Annotated in this window: 22 protein-coding genes and 1 pseudogene; 11 read left to right on the top strand and 12 right to left on the bottom strand. The window is 59.3% G+C overall.

Features of this window, described 5'->3' with window-relative positions; genetic code table 11:
* Positions 1-258: 258 nt before the first annotated feature.
* Together PS14A_RS14480 and PS14A_RS14475 are read left to right on the top strand one after the other, a co-directional pair.
* Positions 259-1,801: pseudogene (locus PS14A_RS14480) on the top strand (DUF2235 domain-containing protein).
* Entirely contained in the window at positions 1,801-2,457 is a 657-nt protein-coding gene (locus tag PS14A_RS14475; protein ID WP_130911181.1) for a DUF2931 family protein, read from the top strand. Before PS14A_RS14480 ends, PS14A_RS14475 begins: the two are co-directional and overlap by 1 nt.
* Before the next feature lie 107 nt (positions 2,458-2,564).
* Here the strand turns inward: PS14A_RS14475 and PS14A_RS14470 are convergent, their stop codons facing one another.
* From PS14A_RS14470 to PS14A_RS14460, 3 genes are all read right to left on the bottom strand, one after another.
* The gene (locus PS14A_RS14470; RefSeq protein WP_212616556.1) at positions 2,565-3,668 is read right to left on the bottom strand and encodes a DNA alkylation repair protein; all 1,104 of its coding nucleotides are present in this window, start codon (positions 3,666-3,668) and stop codon (positions 2,565-2,567) included.
* 2 nt (positions 3,669-3,670) lie between these two features.
* Positions 3,671-4,276 (bottom strand): glutathione S-transferase, encoded by a 606-nt coding sequence (locus tag PS14A_RS14465; RefSeq protein WP_212616555.1) that lies wholly within the window; start codon positions 4,274-4,276, stop codon positions 3,671-3,673.
* A 62-nt stretch (positions 4,277-4,338) separates the two neighbouring features.
* Positions 4,339-5,247, bottom strand: coding sequence for a MurR/RpiR family transcriptional regulator (locus PS14A_RS14460; RefSeq protein ID WP_130910008.1), 909 nt, complete (start codon positions 5,245-5,247; stop codon positions 4,339-4,341).
* Between the two features lie 406 nt (positions 5,248-5,653).
* Between PS14A_RS14460 and PS14A_RS14455 the strand changes: the two genes are divergently transcribed.
* The 3 genes from PS14A_RS14455 (at position 5,654) to PS14A_RS14445 (ending at position 8,204) form a co-directional block, all read left to right on the top strand.
* Positions 5,654-6,058, top strand: coding sequence for a TraR/DksA family transcriptional regulator (locus PS14A_RS14455; protein WP_016775095.1), 405 nt, complete (start codon positions 5,654-5,656; stop codon positions 6,056-6,058).
* A gap of 228 nt (positions 6,059-6,286) precedes the next feature.
* Positions 6,287-7,891: a methyl-accepting chemotaxis protein gene (locus PS14A_RS14450; RefSeq protein WP_212616554.1), complete on the top strand. Its 1,605-nt coding sequence runs from the start codon at positions 6,287-6,289 to the stop codon at positions 7,889-7,891.
* A 109-nt stretch (positions 7,892-8,000) separates the two neighbouring features.
* Entirely contained in the window at positions 8,001-8,204 is a 204-nt protein-coding gene (locus tag PS14A_RS14445) for a hypothetical protein (protein ID WP_137214921.1), read from the top strand.
* A 6-nt stretch (positions 8,205-8,210) separates the two neighbouring features.
* Here the strand turns inward: PS14A_RS14445 and PS14A_RS14440 are convergent, their stop codons facing one another.
* Both PS14A_RS14440 and PS14A_RS14435 read right to left on the bottom strand, forming a co-directional pair.
* Positions 8,211-8,450: a DUF2789 family protein gene (locus PS14A_RS14440; protein WP_137214922.1), complete on the bottom strand. Its 240-nt coding sequence runs from the start codon at positions 8,448-8,450 to the stop codon at positions 8,211-8,213.
* Between the two features lie 50 nt (positions 8,451-8,500).
* The gene (locus PS14A_RS14435) at positions 8,501-8,773 is read right to left on the bottom strand and encodes a hypothetical protein (RefSeq protein ID WP_130910012.1); all 273 of its coding nucleotides are present in this window, start codon (positions 8,771-8,773) and stop codon (positions 8,501-8,503) included.
* 420 nt (positions 8,774-9,193) lie between these two features.
* Here PS14A_RS14435 and PS14A_RS14430 point away from each other — a divergent pair, with 420 nt between their 5' ends.
* From PS14A_RS14430 to PS14A_RS14415, 4 genes are all read left to right on the top strand, one after another.
* A complete protein-coding gene (locus PS14A_RS14430; RefSeq protein ID WP_212616575.1) occupies positions 9,194-9,643 on the top strand; it encodes a hypothetical protein in 450 nt (149 codons plus the stop codon).
* Complete coding sequence (locus PS14A_RS14425) at positions 9,640-9,837, top strand: hypothetical protein (RefSeq protein WP_137214924.1); 198 nt, start codon at positions 9,640-9,642, stop codon at positions 9,835-9,837. Before PS14A_RS14430 ends, PS14A_RS14425 begins: the two co-directional genes overlap by 4 nt.
* Positions 9,838-9,964: 127 nt before the next feature.
* Positions 9,965-10,981: an ABC transporter substrate-binding protein gene (locus tag PS14A_RS14420; RefSeq protein ID WP_130910236.1), complete on the top strand. Its 1,017-nt coding sequence runs from the start codon at positions 9,965-9,967 to the stop codon at positions 10,979-10,981.
* A 92-nt stretch (positions 10,982-11,073) separates the two neighbouring features.
* A complete protein-coding gene (locus PS14A_RS14415) occupies positions 11,074-11,514 on the top strand; it encodes a DUF3995 domain-containing protein (RefSeq protein ID WP_125918547.1) in 441 nt (146 codons plus the stop codon).
* Positions 11,515-11,628: 114 nt separating this feature from the next.
* Here PS14A_RS14415 and PS14A_RS14410 read toward each other — a convergent pair whose 3' ends face one another.
* The 7 genes from PS14A_RS14410 to PS14A_RS14380 all read right to left on the bottom strand — a co-directional run bounded on the left by PS14A_RS14410 (position 11,629) and on the right by PS14A_RS14380 (position 18,860).
* Positions 11,629-11,991, bottom strand: a complete 363-nt coding sequence (locus PS14A_RS14410) for a Na+/H+ antiporter subunit G (protein WP_212616553.1) — start codon at positions 11,989-11,991, stop codon at positions 11,629-11,631.
* The gene (locus PS14A_RS14405) at positions 11,988-12,266 is read right to left on the bottom strand and encodes a K+/H+ antiporter subunit F (protein WP_071172757.1); all 279 of its coding nucleotides are present in this window, start codon (positions 12,264-12,266) and stop codon (positions 11,988-11,990) included. The genes PS14A_RS14410 and PS14A_RS14405 overlap by 4 nt, the downstream gene beginning before the upstream one ends.
* A complete protein-coding gene (locus PS14A_RS14400; protein WP_137214925.1) occupies positions 12,263-12,751 on the bottom strand; it encodes a Na+/H+ antiporter subunit E in 489 nt (162 codons plus the stop codon). Before PS14A_RS14400 ends, PS14A_RS14405 begins: the two co-directional genes overlap by 4 nt.
* A complete protein-coding gene (locus PS14A_RS14395) occupies positions 12,748-14,427 on the bottom strand; it encodes a monovalent cation/H+ antiporter subunit D (RefSeq protein ID WP_212616552.1) in 1,680 nt (559 codons plus the stop codon). Before PS14A_RS14395 ends, PS14A_RS14400 begins: the two co-directional genes overlap by 4 nt.
* On the bottom strand, positions 14,424-14,768 hold the full coding sequence (locus PS14A_RS14390) for a Na+/H+ antiporter subunit C (RefSeq protein ID WP_016775082.1): 345 nt from the start codon (positions 14,766-14,768) through the stop codon (positions 14,424-14,426). Before PS14A_RS14390 ends, PS14A_RS14395 begins: the two co-directional genes overlap by 4 nt.
* Positions 14,768-17,686: a monovalent cation/H+ antiporter subunit A gene (locus tag PS14A_RS14385; RefSeq protein WP_212616551.1), complete on the bottom strand. Its 2,919-nt coding sequence runs from the start codon at positions 17,684-17,686 to the stop codon at positions 14,768-14,770. Before PS14A_RS14385 ends, PS14A_RS14390 begins: the two co-directional genes overlap by 1 nt.
* A gap of 238 nt (positions 17,687-17,924) precedes the next feature.
* A complete protein-coding gene (locus PS14A_RS14380; protein ID WP_212616550.1) occupies positions 17,925-18,860 on the bottom strand; it encodes a DMT family transporter in 936 nt (311 codons plus the stop codon).
* An 85-nt stretch (positions 18,861-18,945) separates the two neighbouring features.
* Between PS14A_RS14380 and PS14A_RS14375 the strand changes: the two genes are divergently transcribed.
* Together PS14A_RS14375 and PS14A_RS14370 are read left to right on the top strand one after the other, a co-directional pair.
* The gene (locus PS14A_RS14375) at positions 18,946-19,509 is read left to right on the top strand and encodes an XRE family transcriptional regulator (protein ID WP_212616549.1); all 564 of its coding nucleotides are present in this window, start codon (positions 18,946-18,948) and stop codon (positions 19,507-19,509) included.
* Entirely contained in the window at positions 19,510-20,913 is a 1,404-nt protein-coding gene (locus tag PS14A_RS14370) for an FAD/NAD(P)-binding protein (RefSeq protein WP_212616548.1), read from the top strand.
* Positions 20,914-20,917 lie beyond the last annotated feature (4 nt).

Here is a 20,917-nt window from a genome sequence, read left to right as displayed (position 1 = left end):
TTTCACCGTTACGTTTTTTTTAAACAGCGGCCGTTGGAATTTGATATTCAATGCCATTTCCAAGCCCTACAACGCCTTGCGCCGTCAACCAAGCACTGGATAACGTCGAAATCGCCAGCTAACCCGCACCCCGGCGAGGGGAAGCCCTCGTCGAACCCCGTCCGCCCACCCTAGCTGGCACGCGGCCACAGCTTGCGTCTCCCAGTCTCGGCTGTCACCCTTCGGGCCGTTCTCAAGGATCAGAACCAGGAATCACGGATGAGTGGCTACGTACCCAACCCCCCCGAAAAATTATCGTTACGAAGAAGCCAAACCCGTCGACATACACGCCCAGCATTGGGCCGAGTATGAGAAACACGGGAAAGAACCCGCGCGCGAACCTGAGAAGATCGGGATTGCGTTGAGGATCGGGGTTTTCTTTGATGGCACGGGCAACAATGCGAACAACTCTGCTGCGGGGTTGTTGTGTGGTGCACAGCATCCGATTGCGCCTGAAGATATCGATGCCAGTTGCAAGCCCTACATGCGCAATCCAGATAGTAGCTATGCCAATGAAACAACCAACGTTTACAAACTGAGTGAACTGTACTTCGCACCTCAGAAAGCCGAAGGAGACGGCTCGCACAAGCGGGCGTTTCGCAGGGTGTACATAGAGGGGATTGGCACTCAATCGGGAGAAGAGGACAGTACATTCGGAGCGGGCACGGGCCGCGGAGACACGGGTATAGCGGGTCGTGTGCAACAATCATTCAGCGAAATCAAATCGCGTATTGAAGATGTAATTAACGAAAATCCAAACAGTGAAATTACCTCTCTGACTTTCGATACGTTCGGATTTAGTCGCGGCGCAGCTGCCGCGAGGCATTTTGCCAATGCAGTCGTCCGCGGAAAACAAGGGCCACTCGGAGATGTATTGCGCAACAATGCGAGCGACTTTAGTCGCACCTTCATCGATCAGTACCAAGGCAGCATCAACATGGGATTCATCGGGCTGTTCGACACTGTGCCGTCGGTTGCAGGCTGGTCGAATTTTGGCAACGTTAAGAGTCCTGTGGCCACGGGTATCAAGCTCTACCTCGACCGGCGGTTTTTTACTGACGTCGTTCAGCTGTCGGCGCGGGACGAATATCGCGCTAATTTCGCATTGAGTCGCGTTAAAGCCGACCACTTGGAAGTCATTCTTCCAGGGGTGCATTCCGACATCGGCGGCGGTTACCGCGATGACATTGAGGAGTGTGTACTCGTCAGTCCAATGCAAACGCTTGAGGTCTCGAAGTTTACTGATGTATCTACTACGTCGATCTACCGCGATGCCATGGTTATTAAAAATGAGTGGATCTCAAGGGGGTGGCCCGAAGATCTGCTGGAAATTGTTACGCCGGACGCGCTTCTCCTGCCCGTCGATCAACAGGACCGGCTCAGTCCCCGTAGAAAGCGCGTCTATGCAGCTCTGCAACTCAAACGTACCGTAAGCGGGTTGTTGTCGAGGGTATATCTTCGGGTGATGCATAGCTTGGCAAAAGAGAAGGGGGTTCGCTTCGATGATATTCCAGCCACGGCTGCTTTGGCGGTCCCGTCAGAGCTTCAGGCGTTGTGCGATCGATTTGTCGCAGGTGACTACACCACAACTCAGCAAGAGGAGAACCTGCTGAGGTTGAAATACATTCACATGTCCGCAAATTGGAATCACCCTCTTGGAAGAAGAGATGGCAGTGGAGTCCGCGCCGTCTATATCAATGCGCCCACCGCAGACGCGATTCGCGTGCAGCATCCTCACGTACCTGACTGGACTCTTTGGTAATGAAATTATTTGTCGCCCTGCTACTTGGCGTCTGCATAACGGGTTGCCAGTCTTCTGATCTGCTCTCAGCCAAGAGCGATCCAAAATCGAAATGGTGGGAGCTGGCTTTCACTGAGCCCGATTACATGAAGGTATGGGTGGAGGACAGTTCGGTGCAGGACATAACCGGCAGAGTTTTCTTTAGAACCGGTGGAGGGACTGCTGCTGGCGGAGAGCCTGAAGACGGTACTGACTCTGCCCGCGGCTGGACAGGGGTGGGGGGCAGCGGTAAAAGAGTGGTGGGGGCCGATCTACCCATTCGTATCTACGTTCGCTGGCAATCAATCGTTGAACAGAAAACGTGGCAAGCGTGGGTGGATATTCCAGAGAATGCCAGACAGATAATGGTGACTTCTACCAATCAACGGTGCCCCGAGAGACCTGACAGGACAGCACGCTTCATGGCCTCTGTTTACCTGGGACTTGCTCCGGGCGGTGTTGTTCAGGTGTGGGTGAGAGACTCATGTCATCGACCGATAAAGGTTGCTCGAGCGCAAGGCGAGATTGAGCCGCTAGGGCCGGAGCTTGGGAAAAACGATGGTCGCTACGCATATCCCGTCAGTGAAAAGTCCAAGCGCTATATCGAGAAATTCGGCATTCCGTACGGAAGTTGGTAAGCGCTGAAGCCGTGCTTCGTCCACTGTGCCGCCGTGCGCAATGTCGAAGCACGGCCGCCAGTGCACTGATCCGCTACCCTCCGTTCGGTGAATAAATAACTCACGCCTCAAATCAAAACCTCAAACGCCGCACTCCCCAACACCTCCCCATTAACCATCACCTGCACCCCATGCCGCCCAGCGAAATGCTTGCGCGTCGTAAAATCCTTGATGACTTGATTCCGTCGCACTACCTCAGTCCCGAACCCCGCTAATCCCAAAGTCTTCAACTTGAAAACCTTCCCCGAAACCCCGCCATTCGCCTTCACATAGTCAATCGCATAATCAATCACCAACCGCTGCTCATGCGCCACCGTGGACTTCACCACAAACGACAAAGTAATCGCTTCCCCCAACCTCACCACCGCCGGCTCGACCCGCACATCCAACAACTCAACCTCAGCCTTCGCCCCTGCGCCAATCACCGTCAGCGCGCGCACGTCGCCCTGTTTGATCAAACTGCGCAGCGCATGCTTGGCAATCCAGGCCGTGTGCTTGTTGTTCAGCGACCAACCTTCAACCGTGTCCAACACCCACCCCGGATGCACTTTCGTCACATCATTCAAATGATTCGCCACGGACTTGCGCACGTACAAGCTCTCGTCCGCCTTCAACCGATCCAATATCCCGGCGGCCAATTGCGGATTGGCTTGTACCGCTTCCAGGCGAAACGACCAGGGCAGGCGAGGGCGGCTGCCTTCGCTGGCGAGGCGACGCACGTGATGGTTTTCGTCTCGGGTCCAGTCGTGCATCTTTTCCAGTGAGCGTTCGAGGTCGCTGCGCAGAAAGTGGCGGATGGCGAATTCGGAGGAGCCGAAGGTGGTGAAGTACTTCAAGGCGTCCATGGAGGTGTCGAAGGCGTGACCGCCATAGCTCGCGACGTAATGTGGGAGGCACATGCTGACGAAGCCGCTGTTCAGGCGCGGCGCGAGTTCGCGCAAGACGTCGAGCGTATCTTCGTACTTCAGCGGCAGCACGGCGTGCAGGCTCTCGGCGACGCGGGCCATGCGTTGCATCACCGACATCTCGGTCAGTCCATGGTTGGCGTGCGCAAGAAAAGCCTTGGCTTTGAACGCCGGGTACACCGCGCTCATTTCGTCTGCAATGTGCTGCAAGCGCTCGGCATTGAAGATTTCCTTTAACGCCGGGGCGGCGCTGTCGTTGGAGCTCATGATCAGTTCATCGGTGTGCTGATGAACGCATCGGTACTTTCTGCGTAGGCGGTGTATTCGGCAATTCGCGGATAGCGTGTGGCGTCGATCTGATCGGGCACGACGAGGTCGGTGAAGCTCCAGGCAACCGCCAGGCTGATGCCATCCTGGGCGAGCGAGCCGTCGACGGGGAATTGGCGATGCTCCAGTTCCTTTTCAAGCGCTGTAAACGCGGCGGCGAGTTGGCCTTCAACGCGTTCAACCCAAGGTTGATATTGAATCTCCGCCGGGCGCAGGTTGCGTTCGTAATACAGCTGCACGGCTTTTTCGCAGGCGGCGAGGCTGAGGCCGATCAGGCGCAGGGTTTGAGCGCGTTGTTTGAGATCGCTTGGCAGCAGGCTTTTGCCGGAGCTGGCTTCGAGATAATCGAGGATGAGGGTCGAGTCCATCAGGACCACGCCGTCGTCGAGGATCAATGTGGGCGCCTTGACCACCGGGTTGATCTGCTGAAATTGCTCGAAATGGCGGAACACCGAGACCGACTCGTGTTCGAGGTCGATCCCCAGGCATTTGGCGGAGATCGCTACGCGGCGCACGTAGGGGGAGTCGAGCATGCCGATCAGTTTCATGACGCGTTCCTTCAAGTCGAACCGGTGGGGAACGCATAACCTAGCCGAGCCTGAGGCAATTGTCAGTCGTCGAATCCGGCCTGCTCGTGAATTTCATCGACGTTCAAGCCCAGCCGATACGCCACTGCCACAAACAGCGCCTGGCACAAACACAGCGTTGCACTGAGCGAACGAAAGGCCAGCGCACTGCCTTCATTGACCAGCAACACGCTATTGGCAAGTTTTGCCAGTGGCGAAAGAGGGCTGTCGGTGATGATCAGGGCATTGGCGTTCTGCTGCCGGGCGAAGCGCAGGCAGTGTTGGGTTTCCTTGGCGTAGGGCACGAAGCTGATGGCGATCACCAGATCGTTGGCGCGCACGCTGCGCATTTGCTCGCGATAGCTGCCGCCGATGCCGGAAACGAGATGAATGCGCTTCTGCGTGTGTTGCAGGTTGTAAACCAGATAGTCGGCGACGGCGAACGAACGGCGGACCCCGACAACATAAATGTCGTCGGCATTGACGATGAGATCGACGGCTTTATCGAAAGCAGCCTCGTCGAGTTCGCGGCCCAAGCGTTCGATGCCCGAGAGCGTTGCATCAATGCACTCGCGGGCGAGTTCGCCGTTGTTGGCGGTCTGCGAGTTGTTGGCGATCATGCTGCGGATGCGTTGCTGATAGTTTTGCGCTGGCGTGGCTTTGTGCGTCCAGGCCTGGCGGAACAGCGCCTGCATCTCGCTGAAGCCGCTGAACCCGAAACGTTGCGAGAAACGCACAATGGCTGACGGATGCACTTCGCACTCGCGGGCGATGTCGCTGATGCGCTCGACCATGATTCGCTCGCTCTGTTGGCTGATGTAGCTGGCCACGCGTTTGAGCTGGCGCGGCAGGGCGTCATACTCTTCGCTGATCATTTGCAGCAGGCGCTCGGCGTTGACCGGCGCGCTGGCGAAGGAAATTTCGGCTGTGGCCGGCAGAGCGGGGCGGGGCATGGGCAGCATCCTTCAGGCGAGTTGAGCACGCGGTGGGCCTGATAATAGAAGGGCTGCGTAAGCTCTGCCGGGCTGAAACGATGCACCTTGCGAGAATAATCCCGGCTGTCGCTGGCGGGTTGGTTAGCCGTTTGTCTTCTATATACAGCCGCTCGACTGAATTTCTTGCTATAAACGCACTCCGATGGCCGTGTGAAGCGTGTGTCAGAGCAGTTTCCAGGTCCTGTCGGACAAATTCCCTGTATTTACAGTTGCTGAGGTCTTGATCGGGCCTTAGACTGCCGCCCCTCGTAAATTGAGTGCCGGGTGGCGTTTGCAATAAAACGATGCCTTTTCGACGGCCCGACACGGTTCGCCGAAACGCTCCCTTATTCGCCTTAATGCACGTTTTTTTATAGAGATATCAATGACAAAGGACAAGTTGCTGGCTATGCCGGCAGATGACTACATGAATGCAGAGCAACACGCTTTCTTCACTGAGCTGTTGCAGAACATGAAAGTCGAAACCCACGAGCGCATTGAGCAAAACCGTATCGCCATCGAAAGCCTGGACACCCCGGCTGACCCGGCGGACGCGGCTTCGGTTGAAGAAGAGCGCACCTGGCTGGTCAACGCGATCGATCGCGACCAGCGCATGCTGCCGCAATTGGAACAAGCTCTTGAGCGCATCAAGGACGACAGCTTTGGCTGGTGCGACGACAGCGGCGAGGCCATTGGCCTGAAACGCCTGCTGATCAGCCCGACCACCAAGTACTGCATCGAAGCTCAAGAGCGTCACGAGCAGATCGACAAGCACCAGCGTCAGGCCTGATTCTGTGGGGTGACCCCTTCAACAGGGGCACCTTGAAAAGATCGCAGCCTTCGGCAGCTCCCACATGGGGTTGCTGAAGGCTGCGATCTTTGTTTTTGCTCGTCTGCGATATTTCCCCGTCGTTCCATTGACCTGCCACCGACCCCACGACTAACGGACCATGGATAATGGCGTTGTAGTGGCGTTTAATGCAGTCACAACAATGAGAACAAACGTGGGGTGATCAAGATGACGAGAGATGGATCTCTGGTTGCGGCGCTGCCTGCACCAGTGCTTTTGCCGAAAAACCGCTGGATCGCGCCGACCCTGCAAAGCGTCGCCCTGATGCTGTTGCTGGCCGGCATGGCCATGGCCGAGTGGTCGCTGTACATCGGCATGCCGCTGGCGGTGTTGATTGTCTGGCTGCCGCGCCTGCGCTCGCGCAATGCTCCTGCTGCTGCCCCGGTCGATAGTGCGAGCGCATTGTCCGCACTGACTCGCGATCTTTCCTATACCACCAGCCACAACGCACTGTCTGCGGCCGGCGTGGCGTTCTCGGTCAAAGCGCTCGCAGGCAAACTTGAATCGCAACTCGACGCGGCGGCGCAGATCGTCAGCAACGCCGAGGTGATGATCGCCACTGAACAGGCGACTTCACAGCTCAGTCGCGATGCGCTGGATGCCGCCAGCCAAGCGCATCACAGCAGCGCGGCGGGGCGCAGCGAACTGCTCGACTCGATTGCGCGCATGCAGCAACTCAGTCAACGCGCCAACGCCAGTCGCGAATTGATCGAGGCCTTGAGTGTGCGCAGCGACGATATTCAGCGCGTGACACTGGTAATTCAATCGATTGCCAGCCAGACCAATCTGTTGGCGTTGAACGCTGCGATTGAAGCCGCCCGGGCCGGCGAGCACGGTCGCGGTTTTGCCGTGGTCGCCGACGAGGTGCGCGGGTTGGCAGCACGCACGGCGGCGGCCACGGGTGAGGTCGGTGAGATGGTCGCTGACATTCAGCAACGCACCGCGCAAGTGGTGGGGCAGATTCGCGAGTTGTCGAGCGATCTGCACACCGGCGTCGAACAGGTCGAGCACACCGGTCAGCATCTGGAAAACATCGCGCGACTTGCCGCCGGAGTGGAAACCCAGGTCAGCGAGATTGCCCGAGGCGCGCAGACCAATCGCGAGCAGCTTGACGCGCTGTTCATCGCCATCGAGCAAATGCGCAGCGATCTGGCAATCAGCGATCAGCAGACCCGCCGTCTCGCCGAGGCCGCGGTGCAGATGGAAGGGCAGGCGGAAACCATTAGCGAGCGCCTGGCCGAGGTCGGCCTGGATGACTATCACCAGCGTATCTACGACTTGGCCCGTGAAGGTGCGAGCCAGATTGCCGCGCGTTTCGAAGCGGATGTCGAGCAGGGACGGATCAGCCTCGATGATTTGTTCGACCGGACATACCAGCCGATCCCCGCAACCCAGCCAGCCAAGTTCCAGACCCGGTTCGATCGATATACCGATCAGGTACTGCCAGCGATTCAAGAGCCTTTATTGCTGCGACATGAGGGGTTGGTATTCGCAATCGCATGCACGCAGCAGGGTTATGTGCCGACGCATAATCAGGCATTCAGCCAACCGTTGACCGGTGATGTGCAGGTCGACACGGTGAATAACCGCACCAAACGCAAATTCGCCGACCGCACCGGCATCCGCTGCGGCAGCCATCAACAACCTGTGCTGCTGCAGACTTACACGCGCGACACCGGTGAGCTGATGCATGATCTATCGGTGCCGATCATGATCAAGGGACGACACTGGGGCGGTTTGCGTCTGGGCTACAAACCTGATAATCCGCGCTGAGATTGTTACCGTTGGCGCAATGAATCTGTGCACGGGGGTTGCTGTTTCCTCTCGAAGGAAAGCATTAACCTGACGACTTAGTTAGGTAGCTAATTATTTCGGAGGGCACATGCAGTGCAGGGTAGACGTGGCAGTGATGATCGGCAGCGGGGTCCCGGCCGGAATGCGCGCGATGGGGCGCAGTGTGTGCTGGGTGGTTTTGCTCAACGGTGAGCGACGCGGCACAGCCTTCGCCAGTCGCAATGAAGCGGAGGAGTGCAAGGCTGCCTGGCTCGAACAATTGAACATCGAGCCCGGCGACAGCCTGCACTGATCGTACTTACTTGCCGCGATGCAGGCGCACGTTCAGCTCATCGACAATTGGTGCTTCCTCTCCGTCCGCACGCAGCCACTCTTTAAGCAGTTGCGCTTGTTGAGGCGACCAGAAATCGGCATCGATCAGCTTGGTGTCAGAGTCCAGCGGATGGGCTTCGACAAAGTCATTGATCGACGCTTCATCGGACGGCAGGCCCAACTGATCGAAAAGGGTGGTCAGGTTAAGCTCGGTTGGCAGTTCCATCATCTACTCCTGGGTCGGTGCCGGTACGGCTTGTACGTTCACTCCCCTTATCAGAGGCAGCCGTTGGCGTGGAGTTCGATTTTTGATTCCAGCGAGCGGGCGAGGGCGCACGCTTCATTGTGATTGCCGCGGAAACCTCTGACACGTCCCGTGGATATCTCTTTGATGTGAAAGAACGCGATGCCCGCCGGCACCACCTGAAAATGCGGGGTTCGGTGATTGTTAGAAGATGTCGGAAGGTGATCCAGGCTGGCAACCTGCATTGTCAGAGGTGTGTTGATTCGCGCCTCAGGCGACGTGGCAAAATGAGTCAAAGTGCACATGTGAAGTCCTTTTCATCAGTCGGCCGGGATTTAACGGCCGTTGCGGGTAGTCGTAATGAGCATCGCTGCTCTAGAATCGCCAGTACCTGTTGACGACCGGGCTTATCTAAAGCAATTTTTCGCCAGCGATATGTCGGAAAAATGCTTTTTTTCGTGAGAAATTTCCCTAAAGTTCGTAGTCAGATTTGCTCCAGTCGCACTTGAGGTTTTTTCCTTCAAGGTTTGGCGATTTCAGAGCGGGTTTCATCAATGACAATCCAGTAGTCTACGAACCTCGCGATTCAAGAGCGCTTTGCTCGCTTCGGGTTTTTGAGTGTTTTTGCAGTTTCATCGGCATTGCCGTTTCTTTGCCGTGCGCGTTTTTCCGCGGCACGGTTTTTCAAATGTGGGGATGTTTCTTTGGCAGTCAGTAACCTCGATATGCATGCTTTGTTCGTGCTGGGTGATTTGCGTGCAAAGCTGGTCAAGCAATTTCAATCACGTTTTGTTTACATCACCGAGCAAAACGCAGAAGGCATTTACATCGCCGAAATCGATACCGAAAGTGCATTGGTGGTCGATGACAAACCGGGGCTCAAACTGAAGGTTGGCGACCATTTCATCGCGTCCGTTCTGCCCAGCCGCGAAGGCGGCAAGATGGACATTCGTTTTCGCGACATCAAACTGACGGTCTACGGCTTGGGCGACTACGCCTTCGGCAGTACGGCCGATGGTCACGCGATCCTGTTCAAGGAAGGCCATAACGTGGTGACCGTGTTCGCCGCCAATGAGCAACTGCAGGAAGGCCTGACCAAAACCTTGAAGGCCGTCACCGCCAAGGCCGCCAAATGGCGCAAGGGCGAATTGGTGACCTTCAAGGCCAGCGAGTGAAGCGCGCAGACTTTCATTCGCAAAATCTCGACAGCGCACGCGCCGAAGCGCAGCGTTTGTTCGCCCGCAAGGCTGAACTGCAAGGAGCCTGGCTTGGTTGGGTTGCGTCGCAGATTTACGCGTTGCAACCGGCGGCTTACGCCAGCATGGTCAGGCGTGAGCTGCAAAGCCTGCAGGAAAATTCTGAAACGTAGCCCCGTGCGCAGCAAACCCCGGAAAAAGCAGGAACCTCGGCTAAAGTCAGTTGACTGAGTTATTCAGAGGCTTGCGCTCCCGTCAGGCCAGACTTGCCATAGCTGTGAACAGCACGAGGTGCAATGCATGAACGGATTTCGACGGTTACTGGCCGCCAGCGTGGCCACCTTCGGTTTGCTGACGTCAGCGCAATCGCTGCAGGCGGCACAGGCGCCGATCCACTTTGCCGACCTGAACTGGGAAAGCGGCAGCCTGATCACCGAGGTGCTGCGGGTGATCGTCGAGAAAGGCTACGGCTTGCCGACCGATACGTTGCCGGGTACCACCATTACCCTTGAAACCGCGCTGGCCAACAATGACATCCAAGTGATTGGAGAGGAGTGGGCCGGGCGCAGTCCGGTCTGGGTCAAGGCCGAAGCCGAGGGCAAGGTCGTCGGTCTGGGCGATACGGTAAAGGGTGCCACTGAAGGCTGGTGGGTGCCGGAATACGTGATCAAGGGCGACCCGGCCAAAGGCATCAAGCCGTTGGCGCCGGATCTGCGCAGTGTCACTGATCTGAAGAAATACAAGGACGTGTTCAAGGACCCGGAAAGCCCGGGCAAAGGGCGTTTCCTCAACAGCCCGATCGGCTGGACGTCGGAAGTGGTCAACAAGCAGAAGCTGACGGCGTATGGCTTGCAGGACGACTACACCAACTTCCGCAGCGGCTCGGGTGCAGCGCTGGATGCCGAGATCAGCTCTTCGATTCGTCGCGGCAAACCAGTGCTGTTCTATTACTGGTCGCCGACGCCACTGCTTGGCAAATTCAAACTGGTGCAACTGGAAGAGCCGCCGTTCGATGCCGAGGCGTGGAAGACGCTGACCGACGCCGATAACCCCAATCCAAAGCCCACCCGATCGCTGGCATCCAAGCTGTCGATTGGCGTGTCTACGCCGTTTCAAAAGCAGAACCCGCAAATTGCCGAGTTCTTCAGCAAGGTCGATTTTCCCATCGAGCCGCTGAACAAGGCACTGGCGGAGATGAGTGACAAGCACACCGCGCCTCGTGAGGCGGCGGTCGCGTTCATGAAGGCGCATCCGGATGTGTGGCAGGCGTGGCTGCCCAGGGATGTGGCCGACAAGGTGACGGCTGATCTGAAATAACGCGGTCAACGCCGTGCACCGCCGACCGGTCGTGCACGGCCAAAAAATCCGACTACGATGGTTTGTTCAAATCCCTTTGAAGGATTTCAACCATGACCTTTGTGTTGGCTCAATGGCTGGTGACTGTGTTCGCGGCAATCGGCCTGATGCATGTGTATTGGGCGTTGGGTGGGCAATGGGCGGCTGCGGTGGTGGTGCCGCAGGTGCCGGTGTCGGGCTTCGTCGCCACGGTACGCCCGGCCTTCAAGCCCTCAGGCTGGCTGACGCTGGCAGTCGCCGCTGCGCTGCTGGTCATTGCGGCGCTGGTTTGTATGCGGGTCGGTTGGGGCGTGCCGGCGGTGCAGCACAAGGCATTGCAATGGGTGATCAGCGCGATCGCGTTGCTGATGTTTGCTCGGGCGATCGGTGATTCGAATCTGGTCGGGTTCTTCAAGGAAGTGAAGGATTCGCGATTCGCGCGGCTGGATACCTGGGTGTACTCGCCGTTGTGTGCGCTGCTGGGGGCGGGGTTGTTGGCAGTAGCGTGGGTTTGAGCCGATCCGGAATTGGCGATGCCCCGACTGGCCTCTTCGCGAGCAGGCTCGCTCCCACAATGGAGGGCGCGTTCCTACTGTAGCGATGGCGCCATCACAGGCGCCAGAAAATCATCAGTTACCACTTTCAGTCTGACGACTGCTCACCTCGGCCGGCACATCATCCCCGGCCATCCGCTTGCGGAACAACGCCGCCCGCGCCAGCAGCAGGGTGGTCACCGGCACGGTGATAGCCAACAGAACCGGAATCAGCCAGGCATGCACCACCGGCCCGGACTTCAGCGCTGAAAACCAGATGATCGAGGCCAACGCCACGCACCAGGCCCCAATCGTCGAGGCCAGCGCCGGAGGATGCATGCGCTGGAAGTAATCCTTCATGCGCAGCAATCCGGTTGCGCCCAGCAACGTGAAAATGCCACTGAGCACCAGCAGGGCCGCCACTGGGATCTCGACCCACAAAGACAATTCGGCATTCATTCGATCACCTCGCCACGCAGCAGGAATTTCGCCAGGGCAAACGAGCCGACGAAGCCGAACAGCGCGATCAGCAGCGCCGCTTCGAAGTAGGTGTCACTGGCGTAACGGATGCCCAGGGTCAGCATCATCAACATCGCGACGATGTACAGATAATCCAGCGCCAGTACCCGATCCTGTGCTGACGGGCCTTTGAACAGGCGCACCAGGGTCAGTGCCATTGCCAGGCAGTACAGAAACAGCGTCAGCAGAATCGCATTCGACAGCAATGGGCTCATTCGAAAATCTCCATCAACGGCCGCTCGTAAGTGCTTTTGAAGTGCTCGATGAACTGCGCTTCGTCGTGCAGATCCCAGACGTGCAGCAACAGAACGCTGCGGTCCAGCGCCAGTTCCGACCATACGGTGCCGGGCACCACGGTGCAGATCATCGCCAGTGCCGCAAGGCCGTGGGCATCACGCAAGTCCAGAGGCACCTTGATAAAGCACGAGCTGGGCGGACGACGCCCGGCGTTGAGTACGCCCCAGGCGACGACCAGGTTGGACATGATGACGTCGCGGCCGACCAGGAAAAACAGGCGCAAGATGGCGATGGGGTTGCGGATGCGCGCACGTTTCGGCCGCAATTTGCGCATCATCAGCGGCGCGGCGAAACCCAGCGCGGCGCCGAGCAGCAGGTTGCCCGGGCTGACCGACAGGTTCAGGGTCAGCCACAGAATCCACAATGCCAGCGATAGCCACGGCGCCGGAAACAGTCGATTCATGGCTGCACCTCGAGCATGTCGGCTCTGGCTTGCGGGCTCGGCACCGCACGTGTGCCAAGCACGGCCAGCACATATTGCTGCGGATTGTTCAGGGCATCGGCCGTGGCCTGGGTGTAGCGCAGCAGCGGCTCAGCCTTGAACGTCAAGACAATGCTCAGCCCGAGCAGGAGAAAAATCGGCGCGCACTCAAGCTTGCGCAGCAACGGCGACGGGCGCTCTTCCGGCGTCCAAAAACGCTGAATGCCGAGGCGGGAGAAGGCCATGAGGGAGGCCAGACCGGTCAGGATCAACAGGGCCAGCAATCCCCATGCGCCGGGAGGCAGCGGCGCCGCAGTGCCAAGTCCCAGCGGGTTGAGCAATGCCCCGATCAGGCTGAGCTTGCCGATAAATCCGGACAGCGGTGGCATGCCGATGATCAAAAGTGCGCAGGCGATAAAGCTCAAGCCCAGGAAGGCCATCGTCCATGGTATGACCTGGCCGACCACGGCTTTCTGTTCGTCGTCGAGGTTGATGCCCTTGGGCGGTTGCAGCGACTCCTGCGGGCGCGGCAGCAGTTCGCTTTCGTCTTCAAGCGGAATTTCGTTGGCCGAGCGCGAGCGCTCGATCAGTTCGGCGAGCATGAACAATGCACTCAGCGCCAGGGTCGAGCTGACCAGATAGAACAGCGCAGCGCCGACCAGGTTGGGCTGAGCGAAACCGATCGCCGAGAGCAGGATGCCCGCCGACACCAGGATGCTCAGGCTGGCCATGCGCTCCAGGCGTTGCGCGGCGATAATCGCCAGCCCTGCGCAAGCCATGGTCGCCATGCCGCCGTAAATCAGCCAGTCGCCGCCGAAGAATGCCGAGGCGCCGGCCTGACCGGAAAACAACAGGGTCCATAGGCGCAGCAGGGTGTAGACGCCGACCTTGGTCATGATCGCAAACATCGCCGCCACTGGCGCGCTGGCCGAGGAATAGGCGGGCACCAGCCAGAAGTTCAGCGGCCACATCCCAGCCTTGGCCAGAAACGCTACCGCAAGAATCCCCGCGCCAGCGTGCAGCAGACCACGATCGGCTTCCGGCACCAGCGGGATCTTCATCGCCAGATCGGCCATGTTCAGCGTGCCGGTCACTCCATAGATCAACGCAGCGCCGATCAGGAACAGTGACGAGGCCAGCAGGTTGATCGAAATGTAATGCAACCCCGACGACACCCGCGCTCGGCCCGAACCATGCAGCAACAGACCGTAGGACGCGGCGAGCAACACTTCGAAGAACACGAACAGGTTGAACAGATCCGCCGTCAGGAACGCGCCATACAGGCCCATCAACTGAATCTGGAACAGTGCGTGGAAACTCGACCCGGCGCCGTCCCAGCGGGCCATGGCAAACAGCAGGGCGCTTACGCCGATGACGCCGGTCAGCACCAGCATCAGTGCCGACAGGCGATCAACCACCAGAACGATGCCGAACGGTGCCTGCCAGTTGCCCGGCAGGTACACACCGATGGATCCCGGCACGCCGGTGGTCTGCGTCCATTGCAGCAGCATCACTGAAATGAACAGGCCGAGGAGGCTGGAGAACAGATTGATTTTCGCCTTCAGCGGCCGGTGCTTCTCGCCGAGCATCAGCATGATCGCAGCCGTCAGCAGCGGCAGCAGGATCGGTGCAGCGATCAGGTGAGTCATCGCCATCATTCTTTAGGCTCCCGGCCGTCGACGTGGTCGGTGCCGGTCAAGCCGCGCGAGGCGAGCAATACGACGAGAAACAGCGCGGTCATGGCGAAGCTGATGACGATCGCCGTCAGTACCAGCGCCTGGGGCAGCGGGTCGGTGTAATGCAGCAAGTCCTGGGTCACGCCGTCCTTGATCACCGGCTCTTTGCCGATGAACAGGCTGCCCATGCTGAAAATGAAAAGATTGACCGCGTACGACAACAGGCACAGGCCCATTACGACCTGAAAGGTTCGCGGCCGCAGGATCAGCCAGACCCCGGACGCGGCAAGAATGCCGATGGCGATTGCGATGACTTCTTCCATCAGACGGCTCCTTTGCTGGCGACGGACTTGGGCAGCGATGCAGTCTTGTGACCACGCACCGATTGGTGGGCGAGGGCGGTGAGGATCAACAACGTCGATCCGACCACCACGGCGTACACGCCGATGTCGAAGAACAGCGCACTGGCGATATGGATATCGCCGAGCAACGGCACGCTGATGTGCCAGGTGTGAGTGGTCAGGAACGGATAGCCGACCAGCATCGCACCGAGACCGGTGGCGGTGGCGAACAACAGTCCGGTGCCCATCCAGCGCAATGGGCGCAGGCTCATTTGTGCCTCGACCCACTGCGTGCCGGCAACCATGTATTGCAGGATGAACGCCACCGACATCACCAGCCCGGCGACAAAACCGCCGCCCGGTTGATTGTGGCCACGCATGAACAGGTAGAACGACACCACCAGCGCGACAGGCAGCAGCAGGCGCACCAGTACCGCCGGCACCATCATGAAGCCGAGCGCGGTGTCGCTGGCCGAACGCGGGTTGACCAGATCGGTGACCACGTCCGGTGCCAGCAGACGTTGCTGCGCTGGCAATTGCAGGCTTTCCTTCGGCGGGCGGAAGCGGCGCAGCAGGGCGAATACCGTCAACGCTACGGCGACCAGCACGGTGATTTCGCCGAGAGTGTCGAAGCCTCGGAAATCCACCAGCATCACGTTGACCACGTTGCTGCCGCCGCCCTCGGGCAGGGCGCGGCTGAGGTAGAACGAGGAGATGTGGTTCGGCGTCTGCCGGGTGAGCATGGCGTAGGACAACAGCGCCATACCCGCACCAACGGCGATCGACAGCAGCAAGTCGCGCAGACGACGAATGCGCGCCTTGCGCAGGCTGCTTGGCAGCGGCGAGACTTCCTCGATGCGTCGCGGCAACCAGCGCAGGCCGAGCAGGATCAACACCGTGGTCACCACTTCTACCGCCAATTGCGTCAGTGCCAGATCAGGCGCCGAGAACCAGACGAAGGTCACGCAGGTCATCAGGCCACAGACGCTGACCATGGTCAGGGCGGCGAGACGGTGATATTTGGCCTGCCAGGCGGCGCCGAGCGCACAGGCGATCGCCAGCAGCCACAGGGTCACGAAGACGATGGAACCAGGGATCTTCGGCCGGTCGCCCCAGGTCAGGGTGCTGTGCAGCATCGGGATCAGGCCGGCGAGCACGGCGGCCAATACCATCAGAAACAGCTGCATCTGCAAGCGCTTGGTGCCCAGTCGCCGCTCGACGCGCCGGGCGATGCGCATCATTACGACCAGACTGCGCTCGAACAAACGCTTGCCGTTGAAGCGGCCCACCAGCGGGGGGTACTTGAAGCGACCCAACTTGAACTGCTTGCGTAACAGCAGATACAGGAGGATGCCGCCGGACATGGCGATCAGGCTCATGATCATCGGCGCGTTCAAGCCGTGCCAGATGGCCAGGCTGTATTCCGGCAACTCCCCGCCAACTACGGGCAGCGCGGCAGCAGCGAGCAGTGGCCCGACGATCTGCGCCGGGAAAATCCCCACCAGCAGACAGGTGAATACCAGCAACTCGACGGGTGCGCGCATCCAGCGTGGCGGTTCGTGCGGGGTGTGCGGCAGATCAGTAGCAGTGGGGCCGAAGAACACATCGACGGTGAAACGCAGGGAGTAGGCGACGCTGAACATGCCGGCGATGGTCGCGACAATCGGCAGACTGGTTTCGACCCACGCGGTGGCGTTGATGAACACGGTTTCGGCGAAGAACATCTCCTTCGACAGGAAACCGTTGAGCAGCGGCACGCCGGCCATTGAGGCGCTGGCGACCATGGCCAGTGTTGCCGTATAGGGAACCAGCTTGATCAGGCCGCTGAGTTTGCGAATGTCACGGGTACCGCTTTCGTGGTCAATGATGCCGGCGGCCATGAACAGCGAAGCTTTGAACGTCGCGTGATTGAGAATGTGAAACACCGCCGCCACCGCGGCCAGTGAACTGTTCAGGCCCAAAAGCAAAGTGATCAGACCGAGATGGCTGATGGTCGAGTAGGCCAGCAAGCCTTTGAGATCGTTCTGGAACATCGCGCAGTACGCGCCGAGCAACAGCGTACAGGCGCCCGCTCCGCTGACGATGTAGAACCATTCCTCACTGCCGGACAGCGACGGCCACAGACGTGCCAAAAGGAAAACCCCGGCCTTGACCATGGTCGCCGAGTGCAGATAGGCCGAGACGGGCGTCGGTGCCGCCATGGCGTGAGGCAGCCAGAAGTGAAACGGGAATTGCGCGCTTTTGCTCAGCGCGCCGATCAGGATGAGTGGCAAAAGAACAGGGTAGAGGGCATGTGCGCGAATCAGATCGCCGGCGGCCAGGACCTTGTCGAGGTCATAGCTGCCAACGACATGGCCGAGGATCATGACCCCCGCCAGCAGACATAATCCGCCGGCACCGGTGACCATCAGCGCCATATAAGCACCGCGCCGCGCATCGGAGCGGTGGTGCCAGTAGCCGATCAGCAGGAACGAGAAGAGGCTGGTCAGCTCCCAGAAAAACACGATCTGAATCAGATTGCCGGAGATCACCAGGCCAAGCATGGCGCCCATGAATGCCAGGAAAAACGCGAAGAAGCGTGGCACCGGGTCGTCCGGCGACATGTAATAACGGGCATATAAAGAGACAAGTGTGCCGATGCCGAGCACCAGCATCGAGAACAGCCAGGCGAAGCCGTCCATGCGCAGAACGAAGTTCAGCCCAAGGCTGGGCAACCACATGAATTCTTCGCGGATTACGCCACCGTGGGCGATTTGCGGGTACAGCATTGCGACCTGAACGGTGCCGATCAGAGCGACCAGACCCGCCAGCAGGGATTCGGCATTACGCGCATTGTGCGGCAGTACCGCTGCCAGACAGCTGCCAATGAACGGCAGAAGCAGTAGAACTATCAGGGACATAGGCTTCTAATCTGCGGAAGTTTGTGAAGCATCATACGTGCCAGCTCCCTGATCACCAAACGCGAGGATGTCTCAGAATCCTACAAAGTAGTTGGGAATTGTGTGTTTGGCGTTGTTTCAGAGGTAACGATGGAGCAGCGCTTTCGCGAGCAGGCTCGCTCCCACACTGGAATGCATTTCAAAAGGTGGGAGCGAGCCTGCTCGCGAAAGCATGGGTGCAGCCAGAAGAGATTGCGGGTCACCCCTGCGTTTCCCGCTCCAGCTCAGCTTCTGCCTCGGCGGACCTTCCCTTGGTCTTCAACTCACTGACAATCACCGCCGCAACAATCAAACCGGCCCCAACCAGCGCAATTGCCGGCAAGCGCTCCCCGGCAATCCGTCCGACAATCCCGGCCCACACCGGTTCACCGGCATAGATCAACGTCGCCCGAGTCGGCGAAACACTCTTTTGTGCCCAGTTCATCGCTACCTGAATCGCCGCACTAGCCGCGCCCAGGCCCAAAGCGGTCGCCAGCAACAACCAGGAAAAATCCGGAATCACTTCACCGGTCGGGACTACCAGCAAGAACGACAACACCGCCGTCACCGCCAGTTGCACCACCGTCACTCGCCGCACATCCACCTGCCCGGCGAAAGTGCTGATCAAAATGATTTCAGCAGCAATCGCAACGGCGCTGATCAATGTCGCGATTTCTCCGGGACTGAAATTCAGCGCCGCCCCCGAAGGACCCGACAACAACATCAAACCGGTAAACGCCAGCATGATGCCGATACTTGGCATCAACCCCGGACGCCGTCCCAGCACCAGCCATTGCAGCAGCGGCACAAACGGTACATACAACGCGGTAATGAACGCCGACTGACTGCTCGGAATGCTCTGCAACCCGACCGTCTGCAAGCCATAACCAAGCATGATCGCGACACCGATGAACGACCCTGCCTTGACTTCGAACAAGGTCAACTCGCGCAAGTGCCGCCAGGAAAACATCGCCACGATCGCCGCCGCTGCGGCGAAGCGCAAGCCGACGAAAAACATCGGGCCGCTGACCGTCATGGCATGTTGCACAATCAGAAACGTGCCGCCCCAGATCATGGTGATCAGCACCAGCACGCACTCGGCTTTGCTGAAGTGGGAGAAGCGGATTCGGGACGCAGAATTGTTTGGCGACATCATGACCTTGCGCACATTAAAAGGGAGGCCGCACAATGCCGCCAACGTTGCGCAGTATACTGCCCAACCCCACCGAGTGAGCAATATAGTGCACAAAGATTTGACTCAGCGAGCCTCCGTTCTGCAACACGTCAGCCAGAACGTTCGACGCCTGCGCCATGCTGCGGATATGAGCCAGACCGCACTGGCGGAAAAATCTGGGGTGAGCCGACGGATGCTGGTGGCAATCGAGGCAGGCGAAAAAAATGTCAGCCTGACCACGCTTGATCGCGTCGCCGAAGCGCTTGACGTTGCCTTCAGCGATCTGATCCAAGCCCCCGATGCGCGCGACCCGAGTCGCATCAATGAGGTTGCCTGGGCGGGTACGATTCCCGGCAGCAGGGCCGTGCTGCTGTCCAAAGCCACCGCGAGCCGAGAAGTCGAGCAATGGGAGTGGTGTCTGCAACCGGGCGAGGTCTACCCGTCGCAACCGGACGCCGATGGCTGGAGCGAGCAGATTTACGTATTTGAGGGTTGCCTGACGCTGATGCTCGGCGAGCAGCCGCAGCACATCAACAAAGGAGAGTTTTTCATGTTCGCCAGCAATCAGCCGCATGCCTACCGCAACGATGGCGATGTGGCCGCGCGGTTCGTACGTAATGTGGTGATCTGAATGGAGCAGCCTGCGGAGATCCTGATCATCGGCGGCGGCCTCAGTGGCGCGATGCTGGCGGTGCAATTGTTACACCTGCCTGGGCAACGAAGGATTCTGATCATCGAGCCGCGCGCTGAACTGGGCCGGGGCGAGGCTTACAGTGCCGTCGAGTTGGGGCATACGCTGAACGGCAACGCGGCGCGGATGAGCGTCGACCCGGATAATCCTGATGATCTGACGCAGTGGCTGACCGCGCATATTGCCGGCGGCGGCTGGCCTGAATCTGCCGAGCAGGACGTGCCGGTCAGTGAGCTGTTTCCGCCGCGTGGACTGTTCGGGGTCTATGTGCAACAGCGTCTTGCCGAAGCCAGGGCAGTGGGTGCCCTGCAAGGTTCGACCGTTGAACATATTTGTGCTGAAGCCGTCGACCTGCAAGTTGATGCTGGTTCAGTGCAGCTCACCTTGAGCGATGGCCAGATTTTGCGTGGATCGCAGGCAGTGCTGGTCACCGGCATGTATCCTGCCGCTCGCACGCCGCAGACGCAATCCAGTGGCCTTAACGCCGCCGCGCTCGATCCTTGGGATGTGGCGGCCATGCGTGAACTCGACCCGCAGTCCACCGTGCTGATCATCGGCTCCGGTCTGACCATGGTTGATGCCGTGGTGTCGCTCGAGCAGGCCGGGCATCGCGGGCCGATCGAGGTGTTCTCCCGGCATGGCCTGCTGCCGCACGTGCGCCGTCAACCGCCGGCCTGGGTGGATTTTCTGGCAGCAGATCACAGCATCCGTACGCCCCGCCAGTTGTTGCGCGAATTGCGCCGACATTGTCGCGACGCAATCGCCCAAGGCATCGACTGGCAGGCGCCGCTGGATACGGTTCGCGCGCACATCGCGCGGTTGTGGAGTCAGGCGACTGACGTGCAGCGTCGACAATTCGTACGGCATGTACGGCCATGGTGGGAGAGTCATCACCATCGTTCGCCGCCACTGAGTGCCGAGTTGATCGAACGGCTGCACCAAGAAGGGCGCTTGCGCATTCATGCAGCGTCGTTCAAGGGCATTGAGCCCGGCGCGGGCGATGCTGTGACCATTCGCATCCGTCCGCGGGGTGAGACTGAAACATCTACAGTGAGCGGTGCGGCGCTGATCAACTCCAGCGGTATCGAATACGACTGGCGGCGAGTCGCACGACCGTTGCCGCAGCAATTGCTGGCGCGGGGACTGGTGCAGCCGGGGCCGCTGGCGCTGGGGATCACAGCAAAGGACGGCGCAGTGGTGGATGCCGAAGGGCAGGTGAGCGCTCGGTTGTTCGCCATGGGCCCGCCGTTGCGCGGGATGTGGTGGGAGAGTACGGCGGTGACGGACGTCGCTGCGCAGGCCAAAGCGTTGGCTCGGCGGTTGGTGGATAGCCCGAAAGATTGATGTG

Source organism: Pseudomonas sp. 14A, from assembly GCF_018132745.1.
In the GTDB taxonomy this organism is placed as follows: Bacteria; Pseudomonadota; Gammaproteobacteria; order Pseudomonadales; family Pseudomonadaceae; genus Aquipseudomonas; species Aquipseudomonas mercuritolerans.
Note: the sequence above shows the minus strand (reverse complement) of the source record. Positions and strands in the feature narration are given on the sequence as shown.